The organism is Nocardioides caricicola, from assembly GCF_039541135.1.
GTDB lineage: Bacteria > Actinomycetota > Actinomycetes > Propionibacteriales > Nocardioidaceae > Nocardioides > Nocardioides caricicola.
In genome coordinates this window covers 488,345-510,880 of sequence record NZ_BAABFQ010000005.1, presented here as the reverse complement: position 1 = coordinate 510,880, position 22,536 = coordinate 488,345, and the positions used below count along the sequence as shown (strand labels likewise).

Here is a 22,536-nt window from a genome sequence, read left to right as displayed (position 1 = left end):
ACGGTCAGCACCACTCTTCCCCGTTCGGCATCTCTTGCATGGAGGCATCTCGATGCCACCCGTTCCTTCCCCCGGGTCACAGCTCACCGCCGGCGACCGCGCCGCGCGGGTCCGTTTCCGTCGCGCGATGGCCCTGATGCTCGCGACGCTGGTCCTTCCCGGCTCGGCGCAGATCGTGGCCGGCAACCGGCGGGTCGGCTGGATCGCGCTGCGGACCTGGTTCGTGGTCGTCGTCGTGTTCCTGGCGACGATGGTCGCCGGGCTGTTCCACCACCAGCTCTTCTTCCGGCTCGGGACCGACACCGCCGCGCTGTTCTGGCTGCGGCTGGTGCTGATGGGACTCGCGATCGGATGGGCGCTGCTGTTCTTCGACGCCTGGCGGATCGGCCAGCCGCTCTCGCTGGCGATGGGCCACCGCCGCGCGGTGGTCGGCGTGAACGGCGTGCTGTGCCTGGCGGTCGCCGGGACGCTGCTGTTCGGCGCGCACCTGGTCGGTGTCCAGCGCGACCTGATGCTGACGATGTTCGGCGACGGGAAGGCGTCCGACGCCCACCACGGCCGCTACAACGTGCTGCTGCTCGGCGGTGACTCCGGAGCCGGCCGCTGGGGGCTGCGCCCCGACTCCATGACGGTGGCCAGCATCGACGAGGAGACCGGCAAGACCGTCCTGATCTCGCTGCCGCGCAACATGCAGAACTTCCCGTTCGCCAAGGACTCGGTGATGGCCGAGCAGTTCCCGGACGGCTTCGACGCCGACTACCTGAACGGCGTCGCCACCTGGGCGGGCGACAACACCGAGCTGTTCCCCGACTCGGAGAACCCCGGCGTCGACGCCACGATCATGGCGATCGAGGGGATCACCGGCCTGAAGATCAACTACTGGGCGATGGTGAACCTCGAGGGCTTCAAGGACCTCGTCGACGCCGTCGGCGGGGTGACCCTCAACGTGCGCCAGAGCATCCCGGTCGGCCTCCCGCACGACTCCTTCTACAGCCACATCGAGCCGGGCGTGCAGAAGCTCGACGGCTTCGAGACGCTGTGGTTCGCCCGGGCCCGCTACGACTCCGACGACTACTCGCGCATGGCCCGGCAGAAGTGCGTCATGAACGCGATGCTCCAGCAGGTCAGCCCGCAGACCGCCGTACGGAACTTCCAGAAGATCGCCAAGGCGAGCTCCGCGATGATCTCCACGAACATCCCGGCCAGCGAGGTCGACCGGTTCATCGACCTCGCGCTCAAGGCCCGCGGCCAGAAGATCTCCACGCTCTCCCTGGTGCCGCCGATGATCAACACCGCCGAGCCCGACATCGCGCTGGTGCGGAGCAAGGTCGCCGAGGCGATCGACCAGGCCGAGGGCGACGGCGCCAAGGCCAAGAAGAAGCACCGGACCGACAGCGTCACCGGTGGCTCGCTGGGCTCGCTCAGCGAGGGCTACGCCGCCAACCAGTCCGACGACCTCGGCGCTGCCTGCTGACTGGTCTCGACCCCCTCGACAGGGGCTGTGCAGTCCGGTTACGTAGCCCCATGAGACGACCCGCGCTGCTCCTGTCCGCACTGACGCTCGCCGGCGGCCTGCTGGTCACCGGCTGCGGCTCCGACGAGGAGCCCCTCAGCCAGGAGGAGTTCGTCGAGCAGGCTGACAAGATCTGCGCCGACGCCAACGCGGAGCTGGAGGAGGCGTCCGGCGACATCGACCCCGAGAACGAGCAGGACGTCGAGGGGTTCGTCCAGGACGTCCTGGTGCCGAACATCCAGGACCAGCACGACTCGCTCGAGGAGCTGACCCCGCCCGAGGACGCCCAGGACGACTTCGACGACATGCTCGCCGACCTCCAGGAGGGACTCGACCAGCTCGGCGACGACCCGTCGCTGATCCTGTCGGACTCCGACGTGTTCGGCGACGCCAACTCCCTGGCGAACGAGCTCGGCCTGACGGAGTGCGGCTCGTAACCGCCCGTCACGGTGGTTTCGAGGCTCGCTCCGCTCGCACCTCAACCACCGTTGTCGGTGGTTTCGAGGCTCGCTCCGCTCGCACCTCAACCACCGTTGTCGGTGGTTGAGGTGCGAAGGCGCCCTGGCGCCTGAGCCTCGAAACCACCAGATCCGCGCGCGTTCCGCACAGAGTCGCCCCCTAGGGTGGTCGCCGTGCGTGTCGCGGCGGTGGTGGTCACCTTCAACCGGCTCGGGCTGCTGCAGCGGCTGGTCGAGCGCCTGACCGACGTACCCGAGCTCACCGAGGTCCTGGTCGTCGACAACGCCTCGACCGACGGGACGGGGGAGTGGCTCGCCGCGCTGGCCGACGACCGGGTGCGCGTCCGCACGCTCACCGAGAACCGCGGCGGGGCGGGCGGCTTCCACGACGGGCTCGCGTGGGCGATGGAGCGCGGCGCCGACCTGGCCTGGCTGATGGACGACGACGGGCTGCCCGACGAGGGCTGCCTGGCGACGCTGCTCGAGCACCGCGACCTCGACTTCTGGGGGCCGTTGGTGGTCGACGAGGCACAGCCGGAGCGGCTGGTGTTCCCGATCCGGCTGCCCGGCGGCACGGCGGTGGTCCACCGGCTGGCCGACGTCGCGGCGGCCGCCCGCGACGGCCGGATCGACGACATCGTGATCCCGTTCAACGGGGTGCTCGTGACCCGGGAGCTGGTCGACCGGATCGGGCTGCCCCGCGCGGAGTTCTTCATCTGGGGCGACGACCACGAGTACCGCCTCCGCGCCGAGGCCGCCGGCGCCCGGATCGCCACGATCGTGGCCGCGCAGGTGCGGCACCCGTCCGTGGGCGACCTCGGCACGCCGATGATGTTCGGCCGGACGACGTACAACCACAGCCCCAGCGAGCTCAAGGCCTACTGCATGGCCCGCAACAACACCGTGAACCTGCGCGACTACCGCGGCTGGCCGCACGTGCTGCTGTTCTGGCTCAAGACCGTCTGGTTCTACCTGCTCACCCGGCCGCAGCCGGGCCGGATCGCGCTCAGCGCGCGCGGGGCGTGGGCCGGGCTGCGCGGCGACTTCACCGGTCATCGGAGGTACCTCCGATGAGCGAGACGGTCGCCGTCGTCGTCGTGACCTACAACCGCGCCGACCTGCTGGCGCGGATGCTGACCGGGCTGGAGGCCCTCCACCGGCAGCCGGACGCCGTGATCGTCGTCGACAACGCCAGCTCCGACCACACGCCCGACGTGCTGGCCGCGGCGACCAACGCCGGCCTCGAGATGATCCGCACGGACGACAACCTCGGCGGCGCCGGCGGCTTCCACCGCGGCGTGCGGGCGGCGTACGACGGCGGCTTCGACCGGATCTGGCTGATGGACGACGACGTCGTGCCCGCGCCGGACTGCCTCGACGTGCTCCTCGCCCAGGACGAGGCGTGCCTGATCGCCGTGCGCGAGGACCTGGACGGGCGGCTGGTCGAGAAGGCCGCGACCCGGTTCGACCTGCGCAACCCGCTGGCGATCCGCCCCAAGACCGAGTCGGTCGACTCGCGCTACGACTGCCGGGTCGCGATGCCCGAGCGGGTCGAGGTGCAGAACGTCGCGTTCGAGGGCTTCATGATCCGCCGCGAGGTCGTGACCGCGATCGGGCTGCCGGACCCGTCGTACTTCATCTTCTACGACGACGTCGACTACGCCGTCCGCGCCCAGCGGGCCGGCTACCGGATCTGGGCCGTGCGCGACGCGGTGCTGGTCCGCCAGCTCGACTTCGACCAGCAGCACGACCTGAGCGGGTGGAAGGGGTACTACATGTACCGCAACCTGTTCGTCGTGCACCTGCGGTACGGCGAGAACGCCCTCGTTCGCCTGAAGCCGTGGCTGGTGACCGCCGCCGTCGTGCTGCTCAGCCCGGTGCGGGGAGGGCGTCGGGAGGCGGCCAATGTGATCCGCGCCATGCGCGACGCGCGGGGAATGCGGGTCGGACCGTCTCGATCCGTAGACTGACCGATCGTGTCGTCCCCTGATCTCGTTGTCGTCGGGTCCGGTTTCTTCGGACTCACCATCGCTGAGCGCTGCGCCACGGAGCTGGGCCTGAAGGTCCTCGTCCTGGAGCGCCGGCCCCACCTCGGCGGCAACGCGTACTCCGAGTTCGATGAGGAGACCGGGATCGAGGTGCACGTCTACGGGACGCACCTCTTCCACACCTCGAACAAGAAGGTCTGGGACTACGTCAACAAGTTCACGGACTTCACCGGCTACCAGCACCGGGTCTTCGCGAAGTACGAGGGCCAGGTCTACTCGTTCCCGATGAACCTGGGCCTGATCAACCAGTTCTTCGGCAAGAGCCACACCCCGGACGAGGCACGCGCACTGATCGCGGAGCAGGCCAGCGAGATCGCCACCGCGGACGCGCAGAACCTCGAGGAGAAGGCGATCAGCCTGATCGGCCGCCCGCTCTACGAGGCGTTCGTGAAGGGCTACACCGCCAAGCAGTGGCAGACCGACCCCAAGGAGCTGAGCGCGGACATCATCACGCGCCTCCCGGTCCGCTACAACTTCGACAACCGCTACTTCAACGACACCTACGAGGGTCTGCCGGTCGACGGTTACACCGCGTGGCTGGAGAAGATGGCGGAGCACCCGAACATCGAGGTCCGCCTCGACACCGACTTCTTCGACGTCGCCGACGAGTACAAGGGCAAGGTCCCGATCGTCTACACGGGTCCGGTCGACGAGTACTTCGGGAACTCCGAGGGCCGGCTCTCCTGGCGCACGATCGACCTGGAGCGCGAGACCGTCGACGTCGACGACTACCAGGGCACCGGCGTGGTCAACGCCAACGACCAGGACCTTCCCTACACCCGTACCCTCGAGTTCAAGCACCTCCACCCCGAGCGGACCTACCTGCCCGGCAAGACGATCGTCGTGCACGAGTACTCCCGCTTCGCCGAGGAGGGCGACGAGCCGTACTACCCGATCAACACCGCCGAGGACCGCGCCAAGCTGCTGAAGTACCGCGAGCTCGCCAAGAAGGAGCCGATGGTGCTCTTCGGCGGGCGGCTCGGGACCTACAAGTACCTCGACATGCACATGGCGATCGGCTCGGCGCTCTCCATGTTCGAGAACAAGCTCCGGCCGCACTTCGCCGAAGGCGCGGCCCTCACCAGCGGAGGCGTCGACGAATGACCACCCGACTGCTGCAGCGCCAGATCCTGCCCCTGGACCGTGACCTCGACGTCCTCTCGCTGTACGTCGACGCCGGTCCGGCCGTGCTCGACGCGGACAAGTACGAGGTCGGCCACAACCGCCAGGCCCGCGAGCTCAACGCCGCGGCCATGCGGCAGGCGCTCGGTGACGGCTCGGCGATCCACCCTGACCAGGTCCAGTCGCGCACCGCGTTCACCGTGCGCTCGGGCGAACGGCTGTCGTTCGGCACCTACTTCAACGCGTTCCCGGCCAGCTACTGGCGCCGCTGGACGGTGGTGAAGGAGGTCCGCCTCACCATCACCGTGCGCGGGCGCGGCGCGACCGTGATCGTCTACAAGTCGATGGCGAACGGCCGCTCGCAGCGCGTCGACGCCGCGAGCACCGAGTCCGCGAGCGCTGAGACGTTCACGTTCGACCTGTCGCTGAAGCCGTTCGTCGACGGTGGCTGGTACTGGTACAACGTCGTCGCCGGCGACGAGGACGTCGTCGTCGAGTCCGCCGAGTGGACCGCCGACGTGCCCGAGGACCGGGCGCAGCACGGCACCGTCGACATCGCGATCACGACGATGAACCGCCCCGACTTCTGCGCGCAGCTGCTCGGCCAGATCGGCGAGGACACCGCGCTGGCGCCGTACCTCGACACGGTCTTCGTCATGGAGCAGGGCACCGACAAGGTCGTCGACTCGGCCTACTTCGCCAAGGCCCAGGCCGCGCTCGGCGACCGGCTGACCCTCATCGAGCAGGGCAACCTCGGCGGCTCGGGCGGCTACGCCCGCGGCCAGCTCGAGTCGGTCCGCAAGGGCACCGCGACGTACGCGATGATGATTGACGACGACGTCGTCTGCGAGCCCGAGGGCATCATCCGCGCGGTCACGTTCGGCGACCTCGCCCGCCGCCCCACGATCGTCGGCGGCCACATGTTCAGCCTCTACGCGAAGTCGCGGATGCACAGCTTCGGCGAGATCGTGCAGCCGTGGAAGTTCTGGTGGCAGTCGGCGCCGGGCGTCTTCGGTGACTGGGACTTCTCCGCACGCAACCTGCGGTCCGCCCGGTGGCTGCACAAGCGCGTCGACGTGGACTTCAACGGCTGGTTCATGTGCCTGATCCCGCGCCAGGTCATCGCGGAGATTGGGCTCTCGCTGCCGCTGTTCCTCAAGTGGGACGACTCCGAGTACGGCCTGCGCGCCAAGGAGGCCGGCTACCCGACGGTGACGTTCCCGGGCGCCGCGGTCTGGCACATCCCGTGGAGCGACAAGAACGACGCGCTCGACTGGCAGTCGTACTTCCACCACCGCAACCGGTTCGTCGCGGCGCTGCTGCACTCGCCGTACCCGAACGGCGGCCGGATGGTGCAGGAGAGCTTCAACCACCAGATCAAGCACCTGGTGTCGATGCAGTACTCCACCGTCGAGATCCGCCACCAGGCGCTCGAGGACGTGCTCGCCGGCCCGGAGCACCTGCACGAGATGCTGCCGAGCCGCCTCAAGGAGATCCGCGAGTTCGTCAAGGCGTTCACCGACGCGCGGCTCGAGGCCGACCGCGACGCGTTCCCGCCGGTCCGGCGCACCAAGCCGCCGCGCAAGGGGCGCGACGACACCGCGGTCCCGATGCCGCGCGAGATCAAGATGGCGGCGCTCAAGGCGCCGATCCGGCAGCTGCTGCCGGTCCGCGCGCTCAGCCGGAAGTTCCCCGAGGCGGAGCTGCCGGCCATGGACACGCAGTGGTACCGGATCACCAAGTACGACTCCGCGATCGTGTCGATGAACGACGGGACCTCGGCCGCGCTCTACCAGCGCGACCCGGAGAAGTTCCGCGAGCTGCTGGGCAAGACCATCGCCATCCACCGCCGGCTGCGGCGCGAGTGGCCGCGGCTGGCCGAGGAGTACCGCGCGAAGCTCGGTGACATCACGTCCCCGGAGGCATGGGAGGAGACCTTCCGGCCGTGGACGGGCACCGATGACTGAGGCCGGCCGGCATCACCTGGTCGATGCCCCGCTGGTCTCGCCGGCCCCCAAGGCGGGGTTGATCGACGTCTTCCGGCGCCGCTACCTGCTCCGGATGCTGGTGCAGCGCGAGATCAGCGCGCGGTACCAGGGCTCGTTCCTCGGGCTGCTGTGGTCGTACATCAACCCGCTGTCGCAGCTGTTCATCTACTGGTTCGTGATGGGCAAGATCATGAACCGGGGGACCGAGAACTTCGCGGTCCACGTGTTCTGCGGGCTGATCATCGTCCAGTTCTTCGTCGAGACGTTCAACGCCGGCACCCGCTCGATCGTGCGCAACAAGGGGCTGGTGCAGAAGATGGCCGTCCCGCGGGAGATGTTCCCGGTGGCCTCGATGCTCGTGTCCTTCTACCACATGGGCCCGCAGCTGGTGATCCTCACCGTCGTCTCCGTGCTGTCCGGCTGGACGCCGAACCTCGAGTACCTCGCCGGGGTGGTGCTGGCGATGCTGATCATCGCCCTGCTCGGCACCTCGCTGGCCCTGATGTTCTCCGTCGCCAACGTGTTCCTGCGCGACGTGAGCAGCTTCGTCTCGATCCTCACGAACTTCGTCCGCTTCGGCGTGCCGATGATCTACCCCTACATCCTCGTCGACGCCCGCTTCGGCTGGTTCGCGCAGTTCTACCTGCTCAACCCGATCGCGGACGCCGTACTCCTGATGCAGCAGGCGTTCTGGGTCGGGACCACCGAGCACCCCGAGCTCACCCACGCGACCCACATCCCGGGCAACCTGTGGGCGTTCAGCTTCCTGGCGCTGGGCGTCTCCGCGCTGATGCTGCTGCTGGGGCAGTTCATCTTCAAGCGGTTCGAGAACCGGATCCCGGAGCGGCTCTGATGACCTATCCGCCGAGCACCTCGATCGTGGTCGAGGACGTCACGAAGTCGTTCACGCTGCGCTACCACCGCACGCTGAAGCAGATGGCGGTCGCGAAGATGCGCGGCCAGGAGATCAGCAACGAGTTCAACGCCCTCGACGGGGTCTCGTTCACCGTCGAGCAGGGCGAGTCGATCGGCCTGATGGGCCTCAACGGCTCGGGCAAGAGCACCCTGCTGAAGCTGATCAACGGCGTCATGCGCCCCGACGGGGGACAGGTCCTGACCCGCGGCCGGATCTCCGGCCTCATCGCGACCGGCGCCGGGTTCCACCCGCAGCTGACCGGGCGCGAGAACGTCTTCCTCAACGCCGCCGTACTCGGGATGAGCGACGCCGAGACCCGCCGGAAGTTCGACGCCATCGCGGACTTCGCCGACCTCGGCAAGTTCCTCGACTCCCCGGTCGGCCACTACTCGTCCGGCATGACCGCCCGCCTCGGCTTCGCGGTCGCGATCCACGTCGACTCCGACATCTTTCTCGCCGACGAGGTGCTCGCGGTGGGGGACAAGCCCTTCAAGAAGAAGTGCCTGGAGAAGATGCAGGAGATCCGCGACGGCGGCCGCACGCTCTTCTACGTCAGCCACGCCGCCGGCTCGGTGCGCCGGATGTGCGACCGCGTGCTCGTCCTCGAGAAGGGCAAGCTCGCGTTCGACGGCGGCGTCGACGAGGGCATCAAGTTCGTGAAGTACGACGGCGGCCCCGACGAGGAGGAGACCGCCGAGGACGAGGACCAGGGGATCTGAGCCCAGCGGGCAGCCGCTCGGCGTACGGCTGTCCTGGCTGGCACGGCTGCCCCGCCCGTCGTCCCACCAGTCCCACGAGGCACATGGCTCAGGCTTTCCTGGCACTTCTCGGGCGTTGCTTTGCCCAGGAAGTGCAGGATTCCCCGGTGCACCGGGGAATCCGACGGCCCCCAGCCCTCCGCCACCCACCCCGCCGGCCGATAGGGGAGACGAAGCTCGCCCGGCTCGCGCGGCACCGCCGCCGTGAATTACACGCCTGAAGTTTCTTGACAAATCTCGGAATCGTCGGCGTGTCGAGTGGAAATTACACTCTTGTAGTTACTCACGAACTCTTCCGTGGTCGCTGTGACTCGTGTGAAAGTTGCGCTCTCGTGTGAACTTCCCCCACACCTGGAGAACGCCCGATGCCTCCCAGCAAGACCACCTTCGTCACCGGCTGCCAGCAGATGCTGGCCCTCGGTGTCGTGCTCGCCGCGCTCGCCCCCGCGGCGAGCGTCGTCAGCCTCGACGTCGTCCGCGAGACGCCCGGGGAGGCTCCGTCCACGGCGCTCCAGGGCGACCTCGCCGCCTACACCCGGGTGTCGCACCAGGCGACCAAGGTGCCGACCGCGCCGGTCGACCCGATCGTCAACGAGTACTCCCTGACCGCGCCGCAGACGAGCGCGCGGGCCAAGGTGGGCGCGTTGCCGAAGAGCGTCACCAGCGCGCCGGAGGACGTGACCGGCTTCGGCGCGGTCGGCGTCACCTGGGCGCACGGGAGCAAGGACATCGAGGAGTCCGAGATCGCGTTCGACGTGCGGACCCGCACCGGCGACACGTGGAGCGACTGGACCGAGCTCGAGTACCACGACGAGCACGGCCCCGACCCGGACAGCGCGGAGGCGCGGCGCGCCCGTCCCGGCACCGACCCGCTGCTGGTCGGCAAGGTCGACCAGGTCCAGGTCCGCGTCGCGGGCACCGAGGCGCTGCCGAGCGACATGAGGCTCGCGGTCATCGACCCGGGCAAGGAGACGCAGACCGCCCAGGAGCGCCCGGCCCTCGACACCACCGCGATGGACGGTACGCCGGGCGACGCCACCGCGCTCCCGGCCGCGGAGGTCACCGAGACCGGCGCCGAGGACGGCGCCGAGGACGGCGCCGAGGACGGCACCGTGGACGGTGAGCTCGACCTGCAGGCGGCGACGTACACGCCCAAGCCGCAGATCTTCTCGCGCGCCCAGTGGGGCGCCGACGAGAGCATGCGCGAGAAGAGCTCGCTGAACTACTACGAGGTGCACGCCGGCTTCGTCCACCACACGGTGAACGCCAACAACTACACGCGCCGCGAGGTGCCGGCGCTGCTGCGCAGCATCTACGCGTACCACACGCAGTCCCGCGGCTGGTCCGACATCGGCTACAACTTCCTCGTCGACCGGTTCGGCCGGATCTGGGAGGGCCGGTACGGCGGGGTCGACCGCCCGGTCGTCGGCGCGCACACGCTGAACTACAACGACTACTCGTTCGCGATGTCGGCGATCGGGAACTTCGAGCTCACCCAGCCGTCCCGCGCGATGATCCAGGCGTACGGCGCCCTGTTCGCGTGGAAGCTCTCGCTGCACGGCGTCAACGCCTCCTCGACCAAGCAGTGGGTCGGGTCCAAGGACTTCCAGGCGATCAACGGCCACCGCGACGCCGCGTCGACCGCGTGCCCGGGCAAGTACCTCTACGCCAAGATCCCGGACATCCGGAAGCTCGCCGCCGAGGCGCAGCGCGGCTGGGACGGCCGCGAGCTCGAGTCGAACCTCGCCGGCACCCCGCACCCCGACCTGGTGGTCCGGCGCGCCAGCGACGGCAAGGGCTTCATCATCCCGACCGGCGGCCTGACGTCGTTCGCTCCGGGTGTGGCCGCGCTGAGCAACGTGGAGGACGGCGCGACCCTGGTCGCGTCCCCCGACCTCACCGGCGACGGCGTCGGCGACCTGCTGGTCCGCGGCGGCGCGGGATCGGCCGTGGTCCGCCCCGGCAGCGACACCGGTGCGTTCGGTGAGGGGATCAAGGAGACCCGAGCGTTCAATGGCCGCGACCTGATCACGGCCGTCGGTGACCTCAACGGCGACAGCCGCAACGACCTCGTCGCGCGCCACGTCGCCACCGGCCGGCTCGACGTCTACCTCGGTCGCGGCGACGGTACGTTCCGCCTCAAGAAGCTCGGCACGACCTGGTCGGCGTACACGCTCCTCGTCGGAGCGGGCGACGCGGACGGCGACGGCAAGGCCGACCTGCTGGCCCGCGACAAGGCCGGCGCGATGTGGCTGTTCCCCGGCGCCGGCAACGGCGGGTTCGGCGACCCGGTGACGGTCCCCGGCTCCTGGGGCCAGTACTCGGCGATCACCGGGGTCGGTGACTTCGACCAGGACGGACGCTCGGACCTGTTCGTCCGCCACGCGCAGACCAAGTACGGCTACGTGCTGCCCTCGGACGGCGACGGCGGCTACCGCCACCCCCTCGGCCCGGTGACCCGGCTGGCGAGCGTCGGCAGCCTGCTCGGTGCCGCCGAGATGACCGGCGCCGGCGCCCCCGACCTGGTGACCCGCACCGGCGCGCGGCTCGCGGTGCTCCCGAACAACGGCACCTACGAGACCGGTACGCCGATCGCGACCGGGGCGGACTTCCGCCGCGCCAACCTCGTGCTCAACGCCGGGGACTGGGACCGCGACGGCTTCGGCGACGTGATCACGCGGAACAAGAAGAACGGCGCGCTGTCCCTGTGGCGCGGCAACGGCACCGGCAAGCTCGCGGAGCCGGTGAAGATCGCGGACGGCTTCGCCAAGGTCGGCCTGCTCGCGGCGGTCGGAGACATGACCGGCGACGGCTTCCCGGACCTGATGGGCCAGCCGGCCGGCAGCTCGATGCGGATCTACCCCGGACGCGGGCTCTCGGGCCTCGGCACGTCGTACGTCGCCTACAGCCGCATCGAGGCCGCCCGCCAGATCGCGGTCGGTCGGTGGGACAGCGACGGCGCCCCGGACTCGCTGTTCCGTCAGGGCTCGAAGCTCGCGCTCTACCGCGGCAACGGCCCGGGCGGGCTGACCCGGCCCAAGGCGCTGGGTGCGAACCTCGCGAAGTACGACTGGGTGATCGGCGTCAGCGACGCGACGCTCACCGGCCACGCGGACGTCATCGTCCGCGAGAAGGCCAGCGGCGACCTCTACCTGCTCCAGGGCACCGCGACCGGCCTCAAGCCGCGGCGGTTCCTGGCCGACGGGATGGGGGTCTACGACCTGGCGGGCTAGCAACCCGTGGACTGGCTGGTCGTCCCGCGATCAAGGGAAGCGGGCCGTGACGCGCTCGGCGACGGACGTCGCCGCGAGCCGTTCCGGCTCGGTGTGGGTGACCAGGACCAGCGAGCCGCCACGAACGAGCGGCTCGGTGAAGGTGGCGATACCTGGTGGGGAAGCCGGGTTCGCCTCCGAGAGGAGGCGGCCGCCGTCGGTGAGGAGGCTCCCGGCGGCGGCCGCTCTCCACAGCTCTCCCTGAGTGACGCCCGGCAGGGCGAGATCGTCCGGCCCGGGCGGGTCCCACGGTGCGAAGGCGTCCGGCTGCGACCAGACCTCGACGCCGACGTCGTGGACGCCGGGCGGCAGCGGGTCGGCGAACCGGACGCCGAGCGGCAGCAGCGAGCAGGCCAGCACCGGCAGGTCGCCGGCCAGCGGCGCCCACTGCGCCAGTCCCGCCGGTCCGCAGACCACGGCGTCCGGCGACGACGCGTCCGGGTCGACCACCAGGCCGACCGTCCAGGCGGCGCCGAGGAACACCGGGCCCAGCCAGTGCGGGGGCAGGTCGAGGCGGAGCGTCTGCCCGCGCTCGAGGTCGTGCTCCTCGACGAGCAGGCTGGCGACCTTCGCCACCCAGTTGGCGTACGTCGTCACCGACAGCTCGACGCGCTCGCCGGTCGCGTCGTCGTAGAACGTGACGAACGGCCGACCAGCATCGGCCCGCAGCTGGCGAGTCAGGACCTCGGAGAAGGTGGTCACGGCACTAGCCTCGCAGCATGTCCTCGATCGACCACTTCTGGGCCGTGATCCCGGCCGGCGGGGCGGGGACGCGGCTGTGGCCGCTCTCTCGCCAGTCGTCGCCGAAGTTCCTGCATGACCTCACCGGCGGCGGACGGACGCTGCTCCAGGGCACCGTCGACCGGCTCGCGCCGCTCGCCGAGGACCGGTTCGTCGTCGTCACCGGGCGGCCACACCGCCCCGCCGTGGTCGAGCAGCTGCCCGAGGTCGACCCGGGGTCGGTGCTCGCCGAGCCATCGCCGCGCGACTCGATGGCCGCGATCGGCCTCGCCGCCGCGATCATCGAGCGCCGCGACCCGGACGCGGTGCTGGGCTCCTTCGCCGCCGACCACGTGATCCCGGACCCCGGCGGGTTCGCGGACGCCGTCCGCATCGCGGCCCGGGTCGCCCGCGACGAATGGCTGGTGACCCTCGGGATCGAGCCGGCGTTCCCGTCCTCGGCGTTCGGCTACGTGCACCTCGGCGACGACCTGGCGGGCCACGCCGGTGCGCGCGCGGTGCAGGAGTTCGTGGAGAAGCCGTCGGTCGAGACCGCGACGGAGTACGTCGCCACGGGGCGCTACCGCTGGAACGCCGGCATGTTCGTGGTTCGCCCGACCGTCCTGCTGGACCTGCTGCACCGGTGGCACCCGGAGTTCGCGGAAGCGCTGCGCGCGATCGCCGCGGACCCGTCGCTGCTCGACGAGCTGTGGCCCGGCCTGCCGAAGATCGCGCTCGACCACGCGATCGCGGAGCCGGCGGCCGACGCTGGCCGGGTCGCGTGCGTGCCCTCGTCGTTCCACTGGGAGGACATCGGCGACTTCGACTCGCTCGCCACGCTGCTCGGGGGCGACACGGCCGTGCTGGGTGAGGCCGGTGACGTGCTCGCGGTCGACAGCACCGGCCTCGTGGTGCCGTCGTCCGGGCGCGTCGTCGCGGTGATCGGGCTCGACGACGTGGTCGTCGTCGACACCCCGGACGCGCTCCTGGTCACCACCAGGGCGCGGGCCCAGGACGTCAAGCGGGTCGTGGAGCAGCTGAAGGAGTCCGGCCGGAGCGAGCTCACCTAGTTTCCGTCGAGTGACGTGAAACGGCCCCCAGGACCAGGTCCCAGGGGCCGTTTCACGTCACTCGACGATCTCGGCGCCGGCCGAGCTCACATGGCGCCGGGCTCGGGGGAGTCGAAGTAGGGGTACTGCTTCATGAACTCCTGCAGGGCCTCGCCGCTGGGGGCCGTGCAGTACTGGAAGGCGCCGAGCTGCTTGGAGACGTCGGTCTCGCCCTCGCCGCCGGCCGACCAGTGCGTGAACGCGACGTGCTGTCCCTCGGGGAAGGACGCACCGTCCTCGTCGGCGGCGGTCCACGGCGCCGCGATGAACTTGTCGCGGAAGTTGTCGTCCGAGTCGTCGAACTTCTCCGCCATGTCGCGGATCTCGGAGACCTGCTCGTCCGAGAGGGTCTCGTCGTACCAGAGGATCGTGTAGCCGTGCTCGAGGTTGTGCACGAGCGACTCGATCTCGGGACGGTCCTCCTCGCTGTAGAACTTCCGGTCGAACGGCGCCGGCGCGACGCCGGCCTCGTTCCAGTGGGCGCCGAACGCCGGCGGCGCGATCGTGTACTCGACCGGCGTGCCGGTCGGCACGTGGTTCTGGTTGCCGTCCGCCTTCTTCGTGGTGATGTCCTGGCAGACCGACGCCGGCGAGCCGATGTCGCTCAGCGCGAGCTTCTCGACCTCGCGGCTGTCCCACCAGTCCATGATCGGCTTGTACGCGGCGGCACCGATGATGAGGAGCGCGACCAGGACGCAGACACCGACGATGGCGAATCCGCGCGTGCGCTCGGCGCCCTTCTGCTCCTTGCGGAGCTGGTCGATGACCGCGCGGCGGTCGGACTTCACGGATTTCGAGGACTTGGCCACGGCTCGGCTTTCCTTGCTTCGGGTTACGACCGGGAGAGTCTACGGGCGGGCCGGTCGCAGCCGGACATCACTGGCGGAATCGGTCTCGAGGACCTCCCAGCCGTGCGCGAACGCCAGGGCCGCCAGCGGTCGCTTCAGACCCGCGGGCCGGGTGACGACCAGCTCCCCGCCGTCGGGGCCGGAGCGGGAGGCGACCAGCCCGATCGCGCTCGTGATCGCGGCGGCCAGGTCGGCCGCCGGCGCCGGCGCCCCGAAGGGGAGGCGGTCGGCCGGGTCGCCCCGCAGCGCGCGTACGACGGCCTCGCGGGCGCCGTACCCGAACAGGTCGGCACCGTCGGCACGCACCAGCGCGCGCGCCCCGGGGCCGGTCACCTCGGGAGGCAGCACCAGGTCGGCGCGGCCGCGGACGACCGCGAACGGTCGGCCGCCGAGCTTGCCCTGGGCGAGCTCGGCCGCGCCGGCCAGCTCGTCCGCGACGGCCGGCAGCGTCACCTCGAGCAGGTTGCCGTAGCCGTCGACGCGGCCGGCGAGGTCCTCCGACACCAGCAGCCCGGCCGCGCCGATCGCGATGTCGGTCTGCCCCTCGCGCCAGGCGCGGCCGGCCGTGTCGGTGACGATCACCGCGACGTTGCGGCCGGTGCGGTGCCGCAGCCCGGTGCGCAGCCCGCGCGCCGAGGCGTCGGGGTCCAGCGGCAGCAGCACGATGCTGCCGGCCGCGACGTTCGAGGCGTCGATCCCGGCCGCGGCCATGGTCAGCCCGTGCCGGGTGCGCACGATCCGGGTCTCGCCGCGCCGGGCGACCACGCGCACGGTCTCCTCGGCCAGGGCATCGTCGCGGGTGCCGGTCCGGACCCGCCCCTCGGCCTTGCTGATCACCTTGCTCGTCACCACGACGATGTCGCCGTCGGCGAGCTCGACGAGCGGCACGACCATCTCGACCAGGTCGTCGCCGGCGCGGATCTCCGGCGCGCCGTCGGGGGCGAACACCTCGATCCGGCTCATCGCTGGGCCGACTCCCGGGCGAGCTCCACGGCGGCCGCGGCCATGGCCGCGGTCGCGTCGACGTCGGTCATCATCAGGGGCACGGCGCGGCACGCGATCCCCGCCGCGGTCACCCGGTCGACCTCGGCGGCGTCGGCGGTGTCGACCAGCCACCCGTCGAGGACCCCGCCGTTCGGGCGGGCGCCGTAGTGCAGCCCGACGCCGGACGCGCTGACCTCGACGCCGATCGAGGTCAGCATCTGCTCGGCCATCCCGCGCACGTGCGTGCCGCCGACGATGGGGGAGAGGCCGACGACCGGGGCCGTGGTCGCGGCCAGCGCCTCGCGCACCCGGGGGACGCCGAGGATGGTGCCGACGGACACGACCGGGTTGGACGGCGGCAGCAGCACCAGGTCGGCGTCGGTGATCGCGTCGATGACGCCGGGGGCGGGGGTGGCGTCGTCGAGCCCGACCACGACGACGGTCTCGGCGGGCACCTCGGCGCGCAGCCGGACCCAGTACTCCTGGAAGTGCACGACCCGGCGGCCGCTCGGCGTGTCGGGGTCGGTGATCGCGATGTGCGTCTCGACGCGGTCGTCGGTCATCGGGAGCAGGGTCACGCCGGGGTTCCACCGCTTGCAGAGCGCCTCGGTCACCTGGGAGAGCGGGTAGCCGGCGTCGAGCATCTGGGTGCGCACCAGGTGCGTGGCGATGTCGCGGTCGCCGAGGCCGAACCACGTCGGCTCCACGCCGTACGTCGCCAGCTCCTCCTTCACGCTCCACGTCTCGTCGCGCCGGCCCCAGCCGCGGCCGGGGTCGATGCCGTCGCCTAGCGTGTACATCACGGTGTCGAGGTCGGGGCAGACCTTGAGCCCGTGGATCCACAGGTCGTCGGCGGTGTTGGCGACCACCGTCACCTCGGCGTCGGGGTCCACGCCGGGCAGTCGGCCGGTCGTGATCGCGTGCAGGAGACCCTGGAGGAAGCGGGCGCCGCCCATGCCTCCCGAGAGCACCGTGAGCTTGTGCATGCGAATACCTTGCCGCACCGGGGTCACCTGCCGATGAGGGGGATGACCCGGCCGCCCGCGGCCCCGCGGTGCGCCCATAGCAGATCCGGGGTTGACTTCCGGGGTACGACAGGCATGTAATTCCCACAGTGTCGTTCGCGAGTCTTCGCGGGGTTCCGGGTCTGATCGGCTAGGCCCGCCGTGTGGTTTCGGGGATGTGGGAGCAGTATCGGGTCGAAAGGGCGAGTGCCGTGAGAGAACTCTTTCTCCTCGACGGGGACGCCGAGGAAGCTGGATGGCAGGACCGTGCGCTGTGCGCACAGACTGACCCTGAGGCGTTCTTCCCGGAAAAGGGAGGGTCCACGAGGGAGGCCAAGAAGGTCTGCCTCACGTGTGAGGTTCGCGACGAGTGCCTGGAGTCGGCCCTCATGAACGACGAGCGGTTCGGGATCTGGGGCGGGCTCTCCGAGCGGGAGCGCCGCAAGCTCAAGAAGCGCGCAGTCTGACGTCCGTCGGCGTGGGCGTCCCCTAGGTCATCTTCCGGCCGAGGGGCGCCCCGCCGGGATGGGCGTGCTTCACCGCCCGGCCGTTAGGGTTCGGGATCGTGGTTTCTTCGGTGTCGGTCCTGCTGGTCAGTCACGACGGCGGGCGCTGGCTCCCCGCCGTCATCGACGGCCTGCGTGCCCAGCGCACCCCGGTCGACGCGGTCGTCTGCGTCGACACCGGCAGCAAGGACGAGAGCGCCGACCTCCTCGACGCGGCCTTCGCCGCCGACTTCGGCGCCGCGCTCCGCGTCTCCGGCTCCACGTCTTTCCCCGAAGCGGTCCGGCTCGGTCTCGAACGGTTGCGCCTGCAGGGTTCGAGCAGCGAGTGGGTCTGGATCCTGCACGACGACGCGAACCCCGACCCCGGGGCGCTCGCCGCGCTGCTCGCGGCCGCCGCGGCCGACCCCGGCGCCGACGTACTCGGCCCCAAGCTGCGCGAGTGGCCGTCGCTGCGCCGCCTGCTCGAGCTCGGCGTCACGATCTCCGGCACCGGACGGCGCGAGACCGGGCTGGAGCGCGGCGAGTACGACCAGGGGCAGCACGACGAGGTCCGCGAGGTCCTCGCCGTGAACACCGCCGGCATGCTGGTGCGGCGTACCGTCCTGGAGGAGCTCGGCGGCTTCGACGCCCAGCTGCCGATCTTCGGCAACGACATCGACTTCGGGTGGCGCGCGGCCGCGGCCGGGCACCGCACCCTGATCGTGCCGGAGGCGGTCGTCTTCCACGCCGAGGCGGCCCACCGCGGCGTACGCCGTACGCCGCTGACCGGGCGGCACACGCACTACCAGGAGCGCCGCGCGGCGCTCTACACCCTGCTCGCCAACGCCCGCGGCCGCGCGCTGCCGTGGCTGGTGGTCCGGCTCGCGTTCGGGACCGTGCTGCGGATGCTCGGGTTCCTGGTGGTCCGCTCCCCGGGTGAGGCGCTCGACGACCTCGCCGCGCTGCTGAACCTGTACGCCCACCCCGGCCAGGTCCGCGCCGCCCGGCGCGCCCGGCGCGAGCAGCGTCCGGCCGAGGAGCACGCCCGGTCGCTGCTGTCGCCGTGGTGGGTGCCCTACCGGCACGGGCTCGACTTCCTCGGCGACCTCGCCGCCGCGGCCACCAACCAGGCGCAGGACGTCGCGGAGCGACGCCGGGTCGCGGCCGCCGCCGTGGCGCCGGCGAGCACCGTCGCACGGCCCCGGACCGACGAGGACGAGCTGGTGGAGGACACCGGCATCGTCGCGCGCTTCCTGACCAACCCGGTCGCCCTGACGCTGGCCGCGTTCGTGCTCGTCGCGCTGGTCGGCGCGCGCGACGCCTTCGACTCCCTCGCCGGCGGCGGGCTCTCGCCGGCCCCGGCGAGCGCCGGCCAGTGGTGGCAGCTCCAGGTCGAGACCTGGCACCCGCTCGGGACCGGTACGGCGGTGCCCGCTCCGGCGTACGTCCTGCCGATGGCGCTGCTCGCCACGCTGCTCGGCGGCAGCCCGTCGCTCGCGGTGTCGCTGGTCATGCTGCTCGCGGTGCCGTTCGGCCTCTGGGGCGCGTGGCGGTTCCTGCGGGTGGTCGGCCGGCTGGTCACGCCGACCGGTGCGCCGCGCACGGCGCTGCTGTGGGGCGCGACCACCTGGGCGCTGGTCCCCGTGGTGAGCGGCGCGTGGAGCGATGGCCGCTTCGGGGTGGTCGTGGTCGCCGCGACCCTGCCCTGGCTCGCGCACGCCGCGCTCGGCTTCGCCGATCCGGCCCCCGACCGGCGCTGGCGGGCGGCCTGGCGCACCGGCCTGCTGCTCGCGCTCGCCTCGGCGTTCGCGCCGGTGCTGTGGCTGTTCGCCGCACTCCTCGGCCTGGTGGTCGTGGTCGCGGCGTTCCTCATCGTCCGCGGCGCGGTGCGGGACCGCTCGGTCTGGGGCCCGCCGGCCACGGCGCTCGCCCTGGTGCCCGCGCTCCTCTCCCCGTGGTGGGTCCCGGCGGTGCAGCGTGGCGCGGCCGAGGCCTTCCTCCTCGACGTCGGCCGGCTCCCGTCGCCGGTGGCCGACGGCCTCGACCTCGCGACCGGCCGGCTCGCCGGGCTGGGAGCGCCGTGGTGGACGGGCGCGATCCTCGCGGTGCTGGCGCTGCTGGCCCTCGTGCCGCGCTCGACCCGGATCCCCGTGCTCGTCTGCTGGGTGGTCGCGCTGGTAGCGGCGGTGCTCGCCGCCCTGCTCGGCACCGGCACGCTCGCGCTCGCGGCGACCACGGTCGCGACCGGCCTCGCCGCCCTCGTCGTCGTCCTCCAGGGCGCGTTCGTCGTGGCCGCCACGATCGGCGCGATCGCGCTGGTCCATGACCTCCACTCCTGGCGCCGCGCCGTGGCCGCGGTGGTCGCCGTTGCGGCCGCCGTCGTCCCGCTGGGCGGGCTCGCGTGGTGGCTCGGCGCGGCCGAGAACACCGTCGCGGACGGCGTCGACACCGACATCCCCGTCTACATGGTCGAGAGCTCCGAGCAGGGCCCGGAGCACGGCATCCTCGTGGTGCGCGGCTCGGTCGACGAGGGCCTCACCTACTCCGTGCGCCGCGGCGACGGCGTCACCATGGGCGAGGACGAGATCCTCGCGCTCACCAGCGAGGACGAGGACTTCACCGCCCAGGTCCGCGAGCTCGTCTCGCGCCCCACGCCGGAGGTCATCGACGCGCTCGGCCAGAGCGGCATCGAGTACGTCGTGCTCCCAGAGCCGGCCGACGGCGGCGTCGCCGGCGTGCTGGACGCGGCCACCGGGCTGATCCAGGCGAGCGCGATCGCGCCGACGCGCGCCTGGGAGGTGGACCGTCCGCTGGACGCCGCCAGCCTCGAGGGTCCGACGTCGTGGCTGCGCGTCGCGCTGCTGGTCCTCGCGGGGCTCGGGACGCTGGTCGTCGTCGTGCTCTGCCTCCCGACGACGAGCAGGAGGCGGTCCTGATGAGCCACAGCGCACCCCCGGCCCCGGGCCGGCGCAGCGCGCGGGCGAAGACGCGCCGCGTCGACGTCACCGTGCTGCTCGCCGTGCTCCTCCCGCTGCTCGGGCTCGGCGGCCTCGCCCTCGTGGACCAGGACGCCGTCACCGACCCCGTGGCGCCGCCGACTCGCACCGAGCTCACCCGGGCCACGCTCGTCTGCCCGACGGCGCCGGCCGACGACGCCCGGGAGGTGGCGATCACGAGCGCCGGCGAGGACGTCCGGGGCACCGTCCAGGTCGGTCTCGGAGACGCCCAGCAGCCGGCCGACCTCACGTCCGGAGAGGTCACCCTGGTCCCGGACCAGTCCGACGCGGTCGCGATCCTGGGGGAGGACGACGCCGCCCCGGGCCTGGTCGCCGCCCGCTTCGGCGGCGCGGAGCCGGCCGCCGTCAGCTGCCCCGACCCCACGCCGGTCACCTGGTTCACCGGCGTCGGCGCCGGCGCCGGTCACACGTCGGTGCTCGAGCTGGTCAACCCCGACGCCGGCACGGCGATCGCGAACGTCACCGTCTACGGACGCTCCGGCGTCGTCGAGGCCGAGCGGCTGAGGGGTGTCTCCGTGCCGGGCGGCACCAGCGTCCGGCTGGACCTCGGCACGCTGGTCCCGCGCCGCGACGAGCTCGCGCTGCAGGTCGCGACCGTCCGCGGCCGCATCGGCGCCGTCGTGCAGGACCGGTTCGACGGCATCGGCTCCGCCGAGCCCACTGCGGACTGGCTCGCGGACCAGCCCGCACCGGCCACCTCCAACCTGCTGATGGGGCTCGCTCCCGGCCCGGGCCGTCGTACGCTCGTGGTCGCCAACGGCGGTGACGACGAGATCCGCGCCGAGGTCAAGGTCGTGTCGGGCCGGTCGGTGTTCGCGCCCGAGGGCCTGCCGGAGATCCGCGTCGCCCCGCACAGCGTCCAGCGGATCTCGGTGTCCAGCGTCCTGGACGCCGCGCTGAAGGACGGCGCGACCGGCCTGCTTCTCGACGCGACCGGCCCGGTGACCGCGACCGTCCGGTCGTACGTCCGGGGCGACCTGTCCCACGCCGTCCCCAGCGACCTGGTCGAGTCGTCGGCGACCGCGCTGCTGCCGGAGACCGGCGGCCAGAAGAGCGTGCAGGTCGGCGGCGCCACCCGCCAGGGCCTGGTCACGGTGGTCGCCCGCTCGGCGTCGGGGGAGGAGCTCGACCGCACCCAGGCCGAGATCTCCCCGGACCTCGGGGTCACGGTGAAGCTCCCGGCCGACACGGTCCTGGTGACCGTGGAGGTCGAGCGCACCACGGTGTCCGGCGCGGTGATGATGGCGGGAGACGGCGGCGCTGCGGTCGTGCCCCTCACGGTCCCGGCGACCAACGGGCTGATCCCCGCGGTCCGCCCCGGCCTTCCGTAGGGCTACGCCGCGATAGTCCCTCACGTTTCGGTCGTGCCCATCGGCGTGTCGGCAGCCAAAACGTTAGGGACTATCGCGGCCGCCGGACCTCCAACAAGCTAGTCGTCGCCCGACTCGTAGCGCGGGTCGACCTGCTCGGCGTCGATGCCCAGCAGCTCGGCGACCTGCTCGACCACCACCGTCAGCACCAGCGCCTCGAGGTCGGAGCGGGTCTCGCAGCGCCGCTCGATGGGGCGGCGGAACAGCACGAGCCGGGTCGGCGTAGCGCCGCTCCCACGGACCAGGGACGACAGCGGGACCGTCGGCGAGCTCCAGTCGTCCGGGATCTGGGGGGTGTCCTCGACGGCGTACTCGACCAGCCCGAGCCGGTCCTGCCAGCGCGCGTCGATCTCGGTCACGATGCCGAGCGCGAGGTCGTCGAAGCGCTCGCGCGCGGTCCGCAGCGCGGGCCGTCCCGGCGTCTCCGGGAGCACGGCCGGGCCGCGCATCCCGCGGCCGCGCCGGTCCCGCAACCTGGGCGTCGAGCGCCGCGTGTCATCCACGCCGCGAGCCTAATCCGGACCGGGTCGTGCGCCGGGTACCGTCTGCCGCGTGAGTCCTGCCCGCCGGTGTTCGCGTACCGCCTGTAGCCGTACCGCGGTCACCACGCTGACGTACGTCTACAGCGACCAGACCGCCGTGCTGGGCCCCCTCGCGACGTACGCCGAACCGCACGCCTACGACCTGTGCGACGTGCACAGCGAGCGGCTCTCGGCCCCCCGCGGCTGGGAGGTGCTCCGCCTCTCGACCGGGCAGGCCGACCAGGGCCCTTCCGGCGACGACCTGCTCGCGCTCGCCGACGCGGTCCGCGAGGCCGCCCGCCCGGCGCCGCCGGTGCGGGTGTCGCCCGCCGAGGAGACCGGCCGGGTCACCACGCGGCGCGGCCACCTCCGCTCGCTCAGCACCGACTGAGCCCGACTAGGC

At 71.7% G+C, this 22,536-nt stretch carries 19 protein-coding genes; 14 read left to right on the top strand and 5 right to left on the bottom strand.

All coding sequences use genetic code 11. The features are described 5' to 3' along the window. Positions 1-127: 127 nt before the first annotated feature. From ABD875_RS10845 to ABD875_RS10805, 9 genes are all read left to right on the top strand, one after another. Positions 128-1,474, top strand: a complete 1,347-nt coding sequence (locus ABD875_RS10845; RefSeq protein ID WP_345175765.1) for an LCP family protein — start codon at positions 128-130, stop codon at positions 1,472-1,474. 50 nt (positions 1,475-1,524) lie between these two features. Next, the gene (locus ABD875_RS10840) at positions 1,525-1,950 is read left to right on the top strand and encodes a hypothetical protein (protein WP_345175759.1); all 426 of its coding nucleotides are present in this window, start codon (positions 1,525-1,527) and stop codon (positions 1,948-1,950) included. A gap of 195 nt (positions 1,951-2,145) precedes the next feature. Continuing rightward, positions 2,146-3,045 carry a glycosyltransferase family 2 protein gene (locus ABD875_RS10835; protein ID WP_345175752.1) on the top strand — a complete coding sequence of 300 codons (900 nt, stop codon included), beginning with the start codon at positions 2,146-2,148 and terminating at the stop codon, positions 3,043-3,045. Next, positions 3,042-3,941 (top strand): glycosyltransferase family 2 protein, encoded by a 900-nt coding sequence (locus ABD875_RS10830; protein ID WP_345175747.1) that lies wholly within the window; start codon positions 3,042-3,044, stop codon positions 3,939-3,941. Before ABD875_RS10835 ends, ABD875_RS10830 begins: the two co-directional genes overlap by 4 nt. Before the next feature lie 6 nt (positions 3,942-3,947). Continuing rightward, on the top strand, positions 3,948-5,123 hold the full coding sequence (gene glf / locus ABD875_RS10825; protein ID WP_345175741.1) for a UDP-galactopyranose mutase: 1,176 nt from the start codon (positions 3,948-3,950) through the stop codon (positions 5,121-5,123). After that, positions 5,120-7,108: a glycosyltransferase gene (locus tag ABD875_RS10820; protein ID WP_345175721.1), complete on the top strand. Its 1,989-nt coding sequence runs from the start codon at positions 5,120-5,122 to the stop codon at positions 7,106-7,108. Before glf ends, ABD875_RS10820 begins: the two co-directional genes overlap by 4 nt. Further along, the gene (locus ABD875_RS10815; RefSeq protein WP_345175699.1) at positions 7,101-7,982 is read left to right on the top strand and encodes an ABC transporter permease; all 882 of its coding nucleotides are present in this window, start codon (positions 7,101-7,103) and stop codon (positions 7,980-7,982) included. The genes ABD875_RS10820 and ABD875_RS10815 overlap by 8 nt, the downstream gene beginning before the upstream one ends. Continuing rightward, positions 7,982-8,764: an ABC transporter ATP-binding protein gene (locus ABD875_RS10810; RefSeq protein WP_345175691.1), complete on the top strand. Its 783-nt coding sequence runs from the start codon at positions 7,982-7,984 to the stop codon at positions 8,762-8,764. Before ABD875_RS10815 ends, ABD875_RS10810 begins: the two co-directional genes overlap by 1 nt. A gap of 404 nt (positions 8,765-9,168) precedes the next feature. Then, positions 9,169-12,036 (top strand): FG-GAP-like repeat-containing protein, encoded by a 2,868-nt coding sequence (locus tag ABD875_RS10805; RefSeq protein ID WP_345175672.1) that lies wholly within the window; start codon positions 9,169-9,171, stop codon positions 12,034-12,036. A gap of 30 nt (positions 12,037-12,066) precedes the next feature. Here the strand turns inward: ABD875_RS10805 and ABD875_RS10800 are convergent, their stop codons facing one another. After that, on the bottom strand, positions 12,067-12,777 hold the full coding sequence (locus tag ABD875_RS10800; protein WP_345175662.1) for a TIGR03089 family protein: 711 nt from the start codon (positions 12,775-12,777) through the stop codon (positions 12,067-12,069). Between the two features lie 17 nt (positions 12,778-12,794). Between ABD875_RS10800 and ABD875_RS10795 the strand changes: the two genes are divergently transcribed. Beyond that, positions 12,795-13,865, top strand: coding sequence for a mannose-1-phosphate guanylyltransferase (locus tag ABD875_RS10795; RefSeq protein WP_345175654.1), 1,071 nt, complete (start codon positions 12,795-12,797; stop codon positions 13,863-13,865). A gap of 86 nt (positions 13,866-13,951) precedes the next feature. On the opposite strand, the gene ABD875_RS10790 is transcribed toward ABD875_RS10795, so the two are convergent. Genes ABD875_RS10790 through cofD form a run of 3 tightly spaced genes read right to left on the bottom strand, consistent with a single transcriptional unit; the run spans position 13,952 to position 16,722 of the window. Continuing rightward, the gene (locus ABD875_RS10790; protein WP_345175647.1) at positions 13,952-14,713 is read right to left on the bottom strand and encodes a DUF3105 domain-containing protein; all 762 of its coding nucleotides are present in this window, start codon (positions 14,711-14,713) and stop codon (positions 13,952-13,954) included. Between the two features lie 39 nt (positions 14,714-14,752). After that, on the bottom strand, positions 14,753-15,715 hold the full coding sequence (locus ABD875_RS10785; RefSeq protein WP_345175640.1) for a coenzyme F420-0:L-glutamate ligase: 963 nt from the start codon (positions 15,713-15,715) through the stop codon (positions 14,753-14,755). After that, positions 15,712-16,722, bottom strand: a complete 1,011-nt coding sequence (cofD, locus tag ABD875_RS10780) for a 2-phospho-L-lactate transferase (RefSeq protein WP_345175634.1) — start codon at positions 16,720-16,722, stop codon at positions 15,712-15,714. The genes ABD875_RS10785 and cofD overlap by 4 nt, the downstream gene beginning before the upstream one ends. Before the next feature lie 194 nt (positions 16,723-16,916). On the opposite strand from cofD, the gene ABD875_RS10775 reads away from it, so the two are divergent. The 3 genes from ABD875_RS10775 (at position 16,917) to ABD875_RS10765 (ending at position 21,573) form a co-directional block, all read left to right on the top strand. Beyond that, complete coding sequence (locus tag ABD875_RS10775) at positions 16,917-17,207, top strand: WhiB family transcriptional regulator (RefSeq protein WP_345175629.1); 291 nt, start codon at positions 16,917-16,919, stop codon at positions 17,205-17,207. Between the two features lie 98 nt (positions 17,208-17,305). Beyond that, positions 17,306-20,161: a glycosyltransferase gene (locus ABD875_RS10770; RefSeq protein WP_345175623.1), complete on the top strand. Its 2,856-nt coding sequence runs from the start codon at positions 17,306-17,308 to the stop codon at positions 20,159-20,161. Further along, positions 20,161-21,573, top strand: a complete 1,413-nt coding sequence (locus tag ABD875_RS10765; RefSeq protein ID WP_345175599.1) for a DUF5719 family protein — start codon at positions 20,161-20,163, stop codon at positions 21,571-21,573. The genes ABD875_RS10770 and ABD875_RS10765 overlap by 1 nt, the downstream gene beginning before the upstream one ends. Positions 21,574-21,671: 98 nt before the next feature. Here ABD875_RS10765 and ABD875_RS10760 read toward each other — a convergent pair whose 3' ends face one another. Then, positions 21,672-22,115, bottom strand: coding sequence for a metallopeptidase family protein (locus ABD875_RS10760; protein WP_345175592.1), 444 nt, complete (start codon positions 22,113-22,115; stop codon positions 21,672-21,674). A 49-nt stretch (positions 22,116-22,164) separates the two neighbouring features. Here ABD875_RS10760 and ABD875_RS10755 point away from each other — a divergent pair, with 49 nt between their 5' ends. Further along, positions 22,165-22,524 carry a DUF3499 domain-containing protein gene (locus ABD875_RS10755; RefSeq protein ID WP_345175586.1) on the top strand — a complete coding sequence of 120 codons (360 nt, stop codon included), beginning with the start codon at positions 22,165-22,167 and terminating at the stop codon, positions 22,522-22,524. The last annotated feature ends 12 nt before the right edge of the window (positions 22,525-22,536 follow it).